Genomic DNA, 13,207 nt, shown 5'->3' with positions numbered 1-13,207 from the left:
GCATGGAGCAAAGCAAGCGTGGCAGGCCGCGTCCATCCCCGACAATTGGCGTTCGCGCTTCCGCATGCGGAGAGCCTCAGCCGGGACAACTTCCTCGAAGGCCCCGCCAATGCGGCCGGTCTCGGCCTGATCGACAGCTGGCCGGAATGGCCGAACCGGATCATGTGGCTGGCCGGCCCCGAAGGAAGCGGCAAGAGCCATCTCGCCGCGATCTGGGCCGAGGAAGCCGGCGCCCGCTCGACCACGGCCAATGCGCTGACCGCGGCAGGCGTTCCGGGCGCGCTCGCCACCGGCGCGCTGGTGGTCGAGGATCTCAAGGCCAAGGATTTTGACGAGCGCGCCCTCTTTCACCTGATGAACCTCGCCCGCGAGGACGGCGCCTATGTCCTCCTCACCGGACGCGAGGTGCCGGCCGCGCTGGAGATCGAGCTTCGCGACCTGCGCTCGCGTCTGCGGGCCGTTCCGGTGGTCGCGCTACTGCCCCCCGACGACCAGCTCTTTCGCGGCCTCATCGTCAAATTCTGCGCCGACCGCCAGCTCACCGTGGACGAGAGCGTAGTCGGCTATCTCGCCACCCGCCTGGAGCGATCCTCGGCCGCGGCCCGGCAGGCCGTGGAGCTGCTCGACAGCGAAGCCCTGCGGCTCGGCCGCCCGGTGACCCGGGCGCTCGCCGCCGAACTGCTCCGGGACCCCTGATCGGGCCCATGGGCCCCGACGCCTTCCGCAACGGCTTGACGCGGCGGAACGGCGGAACATCAATGTCATCGAAACGTCATCGCTGTAACACATGCTCCCCGGGGTTTTGCGCATAAGTCGCAAAGTGAGGCGAGACAGGATGGACCGACTTCTGATGGACTCTGCGCAAGCCATTGAAATTAAAGAAAAAACTCCGGAGTCCGAGGGCCTGCCGGCGATCGCATCCAGTCCCGAACGGTTCATCAACCGCGAGCTGTCCTGGCTGCATTTCAACCGCCGCGTCCTGGAGGAATCGGTCAATCCCAGCCACCCCGTGCTGGAGCGGGTGCGGTTCCTGTCGATCTCGGCGAATAACCTCGACGAGTTCTTCATGGTCCGCGTCGCCGGCATCAAGGCCCAGGTGCGCGAGGGCATTGCCGAGCGCAGCCCGGACGGCCTGACGCCGTCGGAGCAGCTCGCTCTGATCAACCGCACCGTCTCCCAGCTCGCCTCGGACCAGCAGGCGATCTGGCGCGACCTGCGCAGCGCGCTGGCCGAGGTCGGCATCGTGCTGGTCGACGGCAAGGACGTCTCCAAGTCGGAACGGACCTGGGTCGAGGACTATTTCCTCAACAACGTCTTCCCGCTGCTGACGCCGCTCGCGATCGATCCGGCCCACCCCTTCCCGTTCATTCCGAGCCTCGGCTTCACCATCGCGCTCCAGCTCACGCGCGCCGCCGACGGCAAGCAGATGAACGCGCTGATCCGCATGCCCGGCAAGATCGACCGCTTCATCCGCCTGCCCGCCGAGGGCACGGTGCGCCTGATCTCGCTGGAGCAGGCGACCGCCCTGTTCATCAACCGCCTGTTCCCCGGCTACAATCTGCACGGCCAGGGCTCATTCCGGATCATCCGCGACTCCGAGCTCGAAATCGAGGAAGAGGCGGAGGACCTCGTCCGCCTGTTCGAGACCGCGCTGAAGCGCCGCCGGCGCGGGTCCGTGATCCGGCTCGAGATCGACGCCAAGATGCCGGAGGAGCTGCGCAGCTTCGTGCAGCATGCGCTGTCGGCGGCCGACGACGAGGTGTTCCTGGTCGACGGCGTGCTCGCGATGAACGAGCTCTCCCAGCTCACGCGGCTCGACCGGCCTGACCTCGAATTCACCCCTTACGTGCCGCGCCACCCCGAGCGCGTGCGCGAGCATGGCGGCGACATCTTCGCCGCGATCCGGCAGAAGGACCTCGTCGTCCATCACCCCTACGAATCCTTCGACGTGGTGGTGCAGTTCCTCCAGCAGGCCGCGCGCGACCCCGATGTCGTCGCGATCAAGCAGACGCTCTACCGCACCTCCAACAACTCGCCGATCGTGCGCGCGCTCGCGGAAGCGGCCGAAGCCGGTAAATCGGTCACGGCGTTGATCGAGCTGAAGGCGCGGTTCGACGAAGAAGCCAACATCCGCTGGGCGCGCGATCTCGAACGCGCCGGCGTGCAGGTCGTCTACGGCTTCCTCGAACTGAAGACGCACGCAAAGCTCTCGATGGTGGTGCGCCGCGAGGGCGGCAGCCTCACGACTTACGTCCATACCGGCACCGGCAACTATCATCCGGTCACCGCGCGCATCTACACCGACCTCTCCTACTTTACCTCCGATCCGACCATCGGCCGCGATGCCGCGCGCGTGTTCAATTTCATCACCGGCTATGCCGCGCCCAGCGACCTCGAGAAGATGGCGGTGTCGCCGCTGACGCTGCGCAAGCGCATCATCGAGCACATTCAAGGCGAGACCGCGCATGCGCGGCACGGCCGGACCGGCGCGGTCTGGATGAAGATGAACGCGCTGGTCGACCCCGACATCATCGACGCGCTCTACGAGGCCTCCCAGGCCGGCGTCCAGGTCGAGCTCGTGGTGCGCGGCATCTGTTGCCTCAGGCCCGGCATCCCCGGCCTGTCGGAGAACATCCGCGTCAAGTCGATCATCGGGCGCTTCCTGGAACACGGCCGAATCTACTGCTTCGGCATGGGCCAGGGCCTGCCGAGCGCGAAAGCGGCTGTGTATATCTCGTCCGCCGACATGATGCCGCGCAACCTCGACCGCCGCGTCGAGGTGCTATGCCCGCTGCAAAATCCAACGGTGCATCAGCAGGTTCTCGAACAGATCATGGTCGCCAATCTGAAGGACAATGAGCAGAGCTGGCAGTTGTTGCCGGACGGGTCGTCAACGCGTATGAAGACCGCGAAAGGCGAGGAGCCTTTCAACGTCCACAACTACTTCATGACAAATCCGAGTCTGTCTGGCCGTGGAAAGTCGCTCAAGGAATCCTCGCCGCGTCGTCTCACGCGCCGGAACGAACGTCATCAATCCTGATCGGGGATCTGCGACGTGAAGCGGCCGCGCAAGCGCGGCTCGAGCGTCGCGGTTATCGACATCGGCTCCAACTCGGTCCGTCTCGTCGTCTACGAGGGACTGACGCGGAGCCTCATCCCGATCTTCAACGAGAAGACCCTGTGCGGCCTCGGGCGCGAGGTGCAGAGCACGGGTCTGCTCGCGCCCGACGCCGTCGACAAGGCGCTGACCTCGCTCAAGCGCTTCCGCGCATTGTGCCGCGTGATGCAGGTCGGGCGCGTGTTCGCGATTGCGACCGCGGCCTGCCGCGACGCCTCCAACGGCCCCGACTTCATCGCCAAGGCCGAGCGCATCTGCGCGGTGAAGATCGAGATCCTGTCAGGTCCGCGCGAGGCTCGGCTGTCGGCGCTCGGCGTGATCTCCGGCATCCACCTGCCCGACGGCATCGTCGGCGACCTCGGCGGCGGCTCGCTCGAGCTGATCGACGTTCGCAGGAACAGCGTTCGCAGCGGCGTGACGCTGCCGCTCGGCGGTCTCGCGCTCCAGGACCTCGCGCACAAATCGCTCAAGCGTGCCGATCGCATCGTGCGCGAGGAGCTCGATGAGTTGCCGCAGCTCACCGCGGGCCGCGGTCGCACTTTCTACGCCGTCGGCGGCACCTGGCGCGCGCTCGCGCGCATCCACATCATCCAGAGCGGCTATCCGCTCCAGGTGATGCACGGCTATTCGATTTCGGCCGCCGAGGCGCTCGACTTCTCCCGCCGTCTCCGGCGCCTCGCTGCCGCCGACATGCTCGCCGACATCGAGATCGTCGCCGATGCGCGGCGGCCGCTCCTCACCTATGCGGCGCTGGTGCTCGAGCACATCATCCGCGTTGCAAAGCCGAAGAACATCGTGTTCTCGACCTTCGGTGTGCGCGAAGGCCTCCTGCACGAGAAGCTGCCGGAGACCGAACGCAACAAGGACGGGCTGATCTGCGCGGCCGAGGAGCTGAACCAGTTGCTGTCACGCTCGGCGAAACACGCCCGCGAGCTGATCGCCTGGACCGACCGCCTCGTGCGCGTCGTGAAGCTGCGCGAGACCGAAGAGGACCGCCGCCTGCGCCACACCGCGTGCCTACTGTCCGACATCGGCTGGCGCGTGCATCCCGACCATCGCGGCGAGCAGACGCTCAGCCTCGTCGTCAACGCCAATTTCGGCGCGATCACCCACACCGAGCGCGCCTTCGTCGGCCTGTCCGTGTTCTATCGCTATGCCGGCCTGAGCGAGGAAAACCAGCCGCCGACCACCATGCAGGAGCTGCTGACGCCGGCCCAGCTCGAACGCGCGCGACTGCTGGGCGCCGCATTCCGCGTCGCGCACCTGATCTCGGCGGCGCGTCCGGGCGTCCTGCCCGCCACACATTTCCGCAGCGAGGGCCGCAAATTGATGCTGGTGTTCGAGCACCGACTCGGCGACCTCGTCGCCGACCGGGTCGGCAGCCGCTTCCGCCAGCTCGCCCGCCTGATCGGCCGTGCCGGCTCGATCGTGAGGCGCTGACGAACAGAAACAGCGCAACGCTTCCCGGGGGGCGTCGGGACGCACAACGAGCAGGCTGGTCACGCAACGAGGCGGCGGCTGTCCTGCGGCGCGACGATGGCTTTCAGTCCGCCGAGTTCGGAATCGGCGAGAACAAGCTGCCATCCATAGGCACTGAGCACGTCCTGAACGATCGCGAGGCCGAGGCCGGCGCCTTCGCCGCGCTCATCGAGCCTTACACCGCGTTCGAGCACGCGGGCGCGTTCAGCGGACGCGATTCCCGGCCCGTCGTCCTCGACCGAGATCGCCGGATTCGCAGTGGCACCGGCGCCAATGCGCACCTTGCTCTTGGCGTGACGGGCGGCATTTTCCAGGAGATTGCCGAGCACTTCGGCCAGATCGGCGCGATCGAGCGGCACGCTCGGCTCGCCCGTTATGCAGATCTTGAATTCGAGCCGCTGCGCAGTGGGCGTGCGCGCCAGCGTAAGCACCAGGGACTCGACGAGCGGTCTGAGGGGCGTGGAAATTCCGCCGCGCTGTCGTGCCGTCCCCCGCGCCCGGGCGCGTGCCAGCTCGCGGTCGACGTGACGGCTCATCGTGTCGCCGACGGCTTCGATTGCCTGGGCGACGTCCTGCTCACCTCGCTGGCGCAACAGCGCGACATCGGCTGCGAGTGCGGCGAGCGGCGTCTTCAGCCCGTGCGCCAGGTCAGCGGCACGGCTGCGCGAACGCTCGATCTCGCGTTCCTGTGCGTCGATCAGGCTGTTTACCTCTTCCACCAGAGGCGTCACCTCGGCTGGGACATCGGCGGGCAGATGCTTGCGCTGCCCGGAGCGGACCTCCGCGACGCCGCGGCGAAGTGCGTCGAGCGGACGTAAGCCCAGCCCGACCTGGATCGAGGTGGCCGCCGCCAGCACCAGCCCCAGCAGGCCGAGCGCCAGCGTCAGCTCCATGGCGAATTGCGAGCCGGCGGCTGACACCCGAGCGAGATCGGCCGCCACAACGACGCGCACCGGCGTACGGCGGTCGCCGACGGTGAGCAGCACGCGGCGTTCACTGACCAGGAGCCGTGCGTTCGCAGGCCCGGGGACGACATGACGGTGCAGTTCGCTCGGCGACGGCTCGTCCTGCGGCAGATCCAGCGCCGTGTCCCACAGCGAACGCGAACGCAGCACCTGACCACCGTCGTCTGATACCTGCCAGTACAAGCCTGAGAGTGGATCGGCAAAACGCGGATCGGCCGGCGGCCGGCCCACCACCAGCTTGCCCCGCGCATCGGCGTCGATACCCGCGACGAGTTGCTTCAGATAGATGTCGAGGTCATCGCCGATGGTGCGCGTGACGTGGCGTTCGAACAGCAGCGTCAGCCCCGCGCCGGCAATCGTCAGCGCGATCAGGATAGCTACAAGTCCCCCGGCGACCAGTCGCAGCCGCAGCGAGCCCCAGCTCATGGCGGCATCTCCGGTACCAGATAGCCGAAGCCGCGCCTGGTCTCGATCAGGTCGGCACCGAGCTTCCTGCGCACCCGGCCGACCAGCACCTCGAGCGCGTTCGACTCGTGGTCCTCGCCGTGGCCATAGACGTTCTCGTCGAGTTCTTGCTGCGATACCACGCGGCCGCGGTGGTGCAGGAGAAAGGCGATCAGGCGGTATTCCAACGGCGACAACGCGACGGGTACGCCGCGCAACGTCACCTTCATCTGACGCTCGTCGAGCTCGACATCGCCAGCGACAATCCGTGGCGAGGCATGCCCCGCCGAGCGGCGCACGATCGAGCGCAGCCGCGCCAGCAACTCCTCCATCCGAAACGGCTTGGGCAGGTAGTCGTCGGCGCCCGCGTCGATCCCATCGACGCGCTCGGCCCAGCTGCCCCGCGCCGTCAGGATCAGCACCGGCATCGACCTTCCGTTGGCGCGCCAGCGCTTGAGGACCGCCAGACCGTCCATGCCGGGCAAGCCGAGATCCAGAACGACGGCGCCGTAGTCTTCGGTGTCACCGCGGAACCAGGCTTCCTCGCCGTTGCGAACGGTTTCGACGATATAGCCGGCCGCGCGCAGCGCCTTCTCCACGTCGGCCGCGATCCGTCGGTCATCCTCCACAAGCAGCAGCCGCATCACTTCTCCTTGATGCGTTCAATCTCGCCGCTGCGCGCGTCGACATACGCTTCGTAGAGGCGGCCCTTGTCGTCGACGAGGCGAAACTCATAGATCCAGCGGCCGCGCTCACGCTCTATTTCGACGCCGGCAACCTCGCCCGGCAATTTGCCACGGACGGATGCGAGGATGTCGGCGAGTGACTTGATCTCGCCCGCCTCGACCGCGCGGCGCACCGCGTCGGGCGCCCCCCTATCGTGGTCGCTTGCGGCCGCAGGCACCGACGGGAGCAGGACTCCCACCAGCAATGGCACCGCGAGGAATTTCAGAAAGCGAGATGGCTGCATCCACGAAGTATGCCGCAATCGACCTGACAGATCGCTGACGTGGATCAACAGGCGGCGGTCAGGGCGCTTCTGCCAATGTCCACGCATTGCCTTGCCGCATGATGTGGCCGGGCCATGCACACCGGAGAGAACCATGCGCAAGATCACCATCTTCACCGCAGCTGCCGGCGCCCTGCTCGCGGCCGCGACCGCTCATGCCGGCAGCCTCGGGCGCCCCTGCACGGCAGCCCCGGCGACCCGTTGGCTGCCGCTCGAAGAACTGCAGGCCAAGATCGAAGCCCAAGGCTACAAGGTTCAGAAGGCCAAGCTCAAGAACGCCTGCGGCGAACTCTATACGATCGACAAGTCCGGCAGCCGGGTCGAACTGTTCGTCGATCCGACCAATGGCCAGATCGTCGGCCAGCTGTAGAGGGCGCCACCATGAGCGCCATCAACGACGGGATCGAGGCCGGCGGCGAGACGCCACCGACATCGGTCAAGGTCTGGGACCCCTTCGTGCGCGTGTTCCATTGGTCGCTGGCCGGGCTGTTTCTGCTCGCGTATGCCACGGGTGACGAGATCGAGAACGTCCATATCGCCGCCGGATACACGATTGCCGGATTGCTTGCGCTACGGATCGCGTGGGGCTTCGTGGGGCCGCGCAATGCGCGCTTCAGCGATTTCGTGCGCTCGCCGCGCGCGGTGCTCGCCTACATGCGCGACGTGGCGTTGCTCAGGGCGCCGCGTTATCTCGGCCACAATCCAGCCGGCGGCACGATGGTCGTGGCGCTGATCGTCACGCTGATCGTCACCTGCTCCACCGGTTACATGATGACGACCGGCACCTTCTGGGGCGCAAAATGGGTCGAGGAGATGCATGAGGCGTTCGCCAACCTCACGATCGGCCTCGTCGTCGTCCATGTGCTTGGCGTCCTGTTGGCGAGCTTCGAGCACAGCGAGAATCTGGTGAAGGCGATGATCACGGGAAGGAAGCGTCCATCGTGACCGGGGCCGGGGAGCCGACACGACAGGTTCTCGCTATCTCTCGACGAATCGGCTCCCGTTCCACCGCAGCGTACGGCCCTTGCCGCTCGCGTCCAGAACTTCAAGGAAGGCCTGATCGCGGGAAGAAGACAGCCGGACGTCGTAAGCGTGGACGGCCAGCACACGCCTATAACGTCCGCTTTTCAAGACATACACCTCGTGCAGGCAACCTGCAGGCCCGCAATGTACAGCCCTGTTACGGCAATGGAAATCGTCGAAATGAAGAGCCAGGAATTGAGCTCCGGGCACGGTCAGATAAAGAGCAAAGCGCTGGGCGGCAGCGATTGGGCCGCCGCACGCCGTGTCCCATTTCCGCACGTCTGCACGGATGTCGGGCGGCAGCATTTCGATGTGCGCAGAGCTCCAGGGGTCCCGTATCGTTCCGCTATGGGAGAGCGCTGGTTGCAAGAGGCCGACCAGCACAGCAAAGCCGGTCGCCAGGATCGAAGCAAGGTTGGTTGGTCTCACGGCCGCCTCTGCAAACGGTGCGACCACAGCCTAGCTTCTGCAGCTGCGAGGGAATTGAGCGACATCAACCGAAACGCTCAATGGACGGCAGGCAGCATTCCCAATTGGCTGTCTCGCTTGAGCCGCTTGAGGCAGATCAACTCACCAACGCGGTGGTGGAGTAAGCTAAACGTGCAATCGAACAGCACTTCGCTCGCCGGTGAGCGTGGGATATTCCTCATGCGAGTCCGTCACGAAACTCTCGTTCCCGCCTCTTCTCGGGGCGCGCTCGCTGGTATGCTCGTAGCGATTGCATTGAGCTTGTTTCCTTCCATGGCGATGGCGGAGGATGAGCTGAAGCTGAGCGATGCGCAGGCGCGCAATCTCGGAGTGCGCGTGACCCACCCGGTCGCGATCCGGACCGATCTGACGCTGCCCTATCCCGTCAAGATCGTGATCCCCACACAGCAAATATGGGTCGTCAGTGCGCCGGTGGCCGGCATGGTCGCCAGTCTCCTCGTCGGGCGCGGTGACCACGCCTCGGCCGGCCAACCGCTCGTCACGCTGGAGAGTCCAAGTTTCGTCTCCCAGCAGCGCGACTACCTGCACGCGATCGCCCAGGAGCATCTCGCCAGCCAGCAGCTGAAGCGGAATGCCGATCTGTTCGAGGGCAAGGCCGTGCCGCAGCGCGTGCTGGAGGCCAGCCAGGCCGAAGCGCGCCAGGCCGCTCTCGTGGTCGCCGAGCGGCGTCAGATGCTGCATCTGAGCGGGATGTCCGACGAAGCCATTTCTCGGCTCGCCCAGCAAGCGGCGATCAGCGCGACGCTCACGGTCAATGCGCCGCAAACCGCATCCGTCGTCGAGGTCGCAGTGTCGCCGGGACAGCGGCTCGAACAATCCGCGCCGCTCGTCAAGCTGGCGCGGCTCTCGCCGCTATGGGCGGAAATCGCGGTTCCTGCAGCCAATATTCGCGCGATCCGCGCCGGCGCGAAAGTCGAGATCGAGGGCTATTCCACTCCCGGCAAGGTCGTGCTGGTCTCCGAGACCATCGACCCTGCCACCCAGACCATCCTGGTTCGCGCGGAATTCCCCAACGACGGAGAGCTGCATCCCGGTCAGACCGCCGCTGCCCGCATCGGCTTTCTCTCCGCCGGCGAAAGCGCCTGGGAGATTCCCTATCATGGGCTGGTGCGGCGGGGTGAACGGACCTCGGTGTTCGTTGCCATAGCCGGTGGCTTCCGGCTGGTCCCCGTCAAGCTTGTTGCGGACGACCAGGACCATGTCGTGGTGTCCGGTCCCATCACGGAGCAGGACGAGATCGCGATCGGCGGCATCTCGGCGCTTCGCGGCATTCTCTCGGGCCTGGGGCAATAGATGCTCCAGCGCCTGGTTGCGTTCGCGCTTTCGCAGCGATTGTTCGTTCTGCTGAGTGTGCTGCTGCTGGTGGGCGCCGGCGCCGTCCTCCTGCCCGGCCTGCCGATCGACGCGTTTCCCGATGTCTCTCCGGTTCAGGTGAAGATCATCATGAAGGCGCCGGGCCTGACGCCCGAAGAGGTCGAGCAGCGCATCACGGTCCCCGTCGAACTCGAACTGCTCGGATTGCCGCACAAGAAGGTCCTTCGTTCGACCACGAAATATGCACTGGCCGACATCACCGTCGATTTCGAGGACGGCACCGACATCTACTGGGCGCGCAACCAGGTATCGGAGCGGTTGTCGAACATCGCGCGTGATTTCCCCGACGGGGTGACCGGAGGTCTTGCGCCGATCACGAGCCCCCTCGGCGAGATGTTCATGTTCACGATCGACAGTCCCGAGCTCTCGCTCGCCGAACGCCGAACCTTGCTGGATTGGGTGATCCGTCCCGCGCTACGAACGGTCCCCGGCGTTGCGGACGTCAATGCGCTCGGCGGTTACGTCCGCGCCTTCGAGATCGTGCCGCGTAACGATGCGCTCGCCGCGCGCGGCATCTCCTACGACCTGTTTCGCCGGGCCATCGAAGCCAATAGTCGCAACGACGGTGCCGGACGGGTGAACCAGGGCGAGGACAGCGCCTTGGTCCGGATCGAGGGCAGCATCCGATCGGTCGAAGACATCAAGGCGATCGTCGTTGACACCCGCGAGGGCGTGCCCATCATGGTCAACGACGTGGCGAGCGTCAAAGTCGGGACGCTGACCCGCTATGGCGCAGTCACGTCGGACGGCAACGGCGAGACGGTCGAAGGGCTCGTCCTCGGCTTGCGCGGCGCCAACGCCGGTCAGCTCGTCCGCGACGTGCGCGCCCGGCTCGCGGAGCTGCAACCCTCGCTGCCGAAAAGCGTCTCGATCAACGTGTTCTATGACCGCAGCCACCTGGTCAACCGCGCGGTCGGCACCGTGGTGCGGGCGCTCGGCGAGGCCACCGCCCTCGTCATCGTTCTCCTGCTGCTTTTCCTCGGCAACTGGCGGGCCTCGCTGGTGATCGCTCTCAGCCTGCCGCTCGCCATCGTCTTCGCATTGATCGTCATGCGCGTGGTCGGGATGTCGGCCAACCTGATGAGCCTCGGCGGACTTGCGATCGCGATCGGCATGTTGATCGACGCGCTGGTCGTCGTGGTCGAGAACATCGTCGGTAATCTCGGCAAGCACGAAGCGGGCAAAGCTGCTCCGCTGATCCACCTGGTGTACCGTTCGGTTTGCGAAGTCCTGGAACCGGTGGCCTCGGGCGTCCTCATCATCATCATCGTGTTCATACCCCTGCTGACGCTGCAGGGATTGGAGGGGAAGCTGTTCATCCCTGTCGCGCTCGCCATCATCTTCGCGCTCACCGGTTCACTGCTGCTGGCGCTCACCGTGATCCCGGTCATGACCTCCTATGTGCTCAAGTCCGGGGCGCATCGCGATCCCATGCTGGTCCGTGCGGCGCAATGGGTCTACGCGCCTGCGTTGGACTGGGCCCTGAAGAACGAGCGCAAGGTGATGGCCGCGGCGCTGATCGGCCTGGTCGCCGCGGGATTCGCCTATACCAAGCTCGGCAAGACCTTCATGCCGACGATGGACGAAGGCGATGTCATCGTCAGCGTGGAGACGTTGCCTTCCGTCAATCTCGACGAGTCGCTTGCCATGAATGCGAGGCTCCAGAAGGCACTTCTGGCCGTGCCTGATATTGCCGGCATCGTCGCGCGGACCGGGTCGGACGAGCTCGGCCTCGATCCCATGGGACCCAACCAGACGGACACGTTCCTCGTGCTCAAGCCCGCTGCCGAGAGGCAGACCGACAATCGCGAGGCCCTACTGCAGAAGCTCCGCGAGGTCCTCGCCGGCTTTCCCGGCATCTCGCTCAGCTTCACCCAACCCATCGACATGCGCGTGCAGGAGATGATCAGCGGCGTGCGCGGCGACGTCGCCGTGAAGATCTTCGGCCCCGACATCGCCAGGCTGAACGAAGCCGCGGCCAAGCTGTCCGCCATCCTGTCCAGCATCGACGGCGCCGAGGACGTCTACACCACGCTGAACGAAGGCGCTCAATATTACACGGTTGCGGTCAACCGCATGGAGGCCGGCCGCCTCGGCCTGACCGTGGATTCCATCGTCAACTCGCTCCGTGCCCAGATCGAGGGCCGTACGATCGGGACGGCGCTCGAGGAGGGCCGCCGCACGCCCATTCTCGTCCGCGGCAGCGAGACGACCAGGGAGGCGCCGACGCTGCTGGCGAGCCTGCCGCTGACGCTCGCTTCCGGACAGCATGTCGCGCTGTCGCAGGTGGCGCGAATCCAGCGCGTGGACGGGCCGGTGAAGATCGACCGCGAGGACGGCGCGCGCATGAGCGTGGTTCGCGCCAACGTCCGCGGCCGCGACATGGTCGGATTCGTCGAAGCGGCCCGCCAGAAGGTTGCGACCGAACTTCCGCTCCCGAGCGGCTACCGGCTGACCTGGGGCGGGCAGTTCGAGAACCAGCAACGCGCCGCCGCACGCCTGTCCATCGTGGTCCCGGTCGCGATCGGCCTCATTTTCCTGCTGCTCTTCACCACATTCGGTGCCATCCGGCAGGCCTTGCTGGTGCTGGTCAACATTCCCTTTGCTCTGATCGGGGGCGTCTTCGCACTGGTCGTGACGGGCGAGTATCTGTCGGTGCCGGCCTCGGTCGGATTCATCGCGCTGCTCGGCATCGCCGTCCTCAATGGAGTCGTTCTGGTGTCCTACTTCAACCAACTCCGGGCCCATGGCCTGAGCGAGGATCGTATCGTCGTCGAAGGTGCCATGCGCAGGCTTCGGCCGGTGCTGATGACCGCGAGCATCACGGCGCTCGGGTTGATCCCGCTGCTATTCGCGTCCGGGCCAGGGTCCGAAGTGCAGCGACCGCTCGCCATCGTCGTGATCGGAGGGCTGCTGTCCTCCACCCTGCTCACCCTGATTCTCCTGCCGATCCTGTATCGCCGCTACGGCGGAACGTCGAAGGTGGCGAAATGACCGATGGACCGGTCTGCCTCACGCTGATCGTACCGCATCGGCTCCGCGACGAGGTGTTCGACTATCTCATCGAACAGACCGACCTCGTTTCGGGATTCACGGCATCGCACGGAGCCGGTCACGGCGCCGAAGTCCGATTGCAGACGGCCGCCGAGCGCGTGAAGGGCCACGCCGATCAGACCGCCGTGCAGATGATCCTGGCGGGGAAAGATGCCGTCAGCCTGCTCGACCGGCTGCGGGTTTCATTGGCCGGAACCAAGCTCGTCTACTGGACGATGCCCGTGACGGAGTTCGGCACGATCGATTGAGACC

At 66.0% G+C, this 13,207-nt stretch carries 12 protein-coding genes; 8 read left to right on the top strand and 4 right to left on the bottom strand.

Annotated elements, in window-relative coordinates:
* Positions 1 to 18 precede the first annotated feature (18 nt).
* The 3 genes from FJV43_RS33795 (at position 19) to ppx (ending at position 4,558) form a co-directional block, all read left to right on the top strand.
* Positions 19 to 696 (top strand): DnaA/Hda family protein, encoded by a 678-nt coding sequence (locus tag FJV43_RS33795; protein ID WP_061876616.1) that lies wholly within the window; start codon positions 19 to 21, stop codon positions 694 to 696.
* Positions 697 to 850: 154 nt separating this feature from the next.
* Complete coding sequence (locus FJV43_RS33790; RefSeq protein ID WP_239629735.1) at positions 851 to 3,040, top strand: RNA degradosome polyphosphate kinase; 2,190 nt, start codon at positions 851 to 853, stop codon at positions 3,038 to 3,040.
* Positions 3,041 to 3,055: 15 nt separating this feature from the next.
* Positions 3,056 to 4,558 (top strand): exopolyphosphatase, encoded by a 1,503-nt coding sequence (gene ppx / locus FJV43_RS33785; RefSeq protein WP_239623272.1) that lies wholly within the window; start codon positions 3,056 to 3,058, stop codon positions 4,556 to 4,558.
* A 59-nt stretch (positions 4,559 to 4,617) separates the two neighbouring features.
* Here the strand turns inward: ppx and FJV43_RS33780 are convergent, their stop codons facing one another.
* Genes FJV43_RS33780 through FJV43_RS33770 form a run of 3 tightly spaced genes read right to left on the bottom strand, consistent with a single transcriptional unit; the run spans position 4,618 to position 6,937 of the window.
* A complete protein-coding gene (locus tag FJV43_RS33780) occupies positions 4,618 to 5,988 on the bottom strand; it encodes a sensor histidine kinase (RefSeq protein WP_239623271.1) in 1,371 nt (456 codons plus the stop codon).
* On the bottom strand, positions 5,985 to 6,650 hold the full coding sequence (locus tag FJV43_RS33775) for a response regulator transcription factor (RefSeq protein WP_239623270.1): 666 nt from the start codon (positions 6,648 to 6,650) through the stop codon (positions 5,985 to 5,987). Before FJV43_RS33775 ends, FJV43_RS33780 begins: the two co-directional genes overlap by 4 nt.
* A complete protein-coding gene (locus tag FJV43_RS33770; RefSeq protein ID WP_239629733.1) occupies positions 6,650 to 6,937 on the bottom strand; it encodes a PepSY domain-containing protein in 288 nt (95 codons plus the stop codon). The genes FJV43_RS33775 and FJV43_RS33770 overlap by 1 nt, the downstream gene beginning before the upstream one ends.
* A 172-nt stretch (positions 6,938 to 7,109) precedes the next feature.
* Between FJV43_RS33770 and FJV43_RS33765 the strand changes: the two genes are divergently transcribed.
* A complete protein-coding gene (locus tag FJV43_RS33765) occupies positions 7,110 to 7,385 on the top strand; it encodes a PepSY domain-containing protein (protein ID WP_239623269.1) in 276 nt (91 codons plus the stop codon).
* Positions 7,386 to 7,396: 11 nt separating this feature from the next.
* Positions 7,397 to 7,960: a cytochrome b/b6 domain-containing protein gene (locus FJV43_RS33760; protein WP_239623268.1), complete on the top strand. Its 564-nt coding sequence runs from the start codon at positions 7,397 to 7,399 to the stop codon at positions 7,958 to 7,960.
* Between the two features lie 33 nt (positions 7,961 to 7,993).
* On the opposite strand, the gene FJV43_RS33755 is transcribed toward FJV43_RS33760, so the two are convergent.
* On the bottom strand, positions 7,994 to 8,467 hold the full coding sequence (locus FJV43_RS33755; protein WP_239623267.1) for a hypothetical protein: 474 nt from the start codon (positions 8,465 to 8,467) through the stop codon (positions 7,994 to 7,996).
* A 276-nt stretch (positions 8,468 to 8,743) separates the two neighbouring features.
* Here FJV43_RS33755 and FJV43_RS33750 point away from each other — a divergent pair, with 276 nt between their 5' ends.
* The 3 genes from FJV43_RS33750 to FJV43_RS33740 are packed head-to-tail and all read left to right on the top strand — an operon-like array spanning position 8,744 to position 13,203.
* A complete protein-coding gene (locus FJV43_RS33750) occupies positions 8,744 to 9,820 on the top strand; it encodes an efflux RND transporter periplasmic adaptor subunit (RefSeq protein ID WP_239623266.1) in 1,077 nt (358 codons plus the stop codon).
* Positions 9,821 to 12,895, top strand: coding sequence for a CusA/CzcA family heavy metal efflux RND transporter (locus tag FJV43_RS33745; RefSeq protein ID WP_239623265.1), 3,075 nt, complete (start codon positions 9,821 to 9,823; stop codon positions 12,893 to 12,895).
* Positions 12,892 to 13,203 carry a DUF3240 family protein gene (locus tag FJV43_RS33740; protein WP_239623264.1) on the top strand — a complete coding sequence of 104 codons (312 nt, stop codon included), beginning with the start codon at positions 12,892 to 12,894 and terminating at the stop codon, positions 13,201 to 13,203. Before FJV43_RS33745 ends, FJV43_RS33740 begins: the two co-directional genes overlap by 4 nt.
* The last annotated feature ends 4 nt before the right edge of the window (positions 13,204 to 13,207 follow it).

The sequence above is a fragment of the Bradyrhizobium sp. I71 genome, assembly GCF_022354745.1.
GTDB lineage: Bacteria > Pseudomonadota > Alphaproteobacteria > Rhizobiales > Xanthobacteraceae > Bradyrhizobium > Bradyrhizobium liaoningense.
This window is presented reverse-complemented; position numbering and strand designations above follow the sequence as displayed.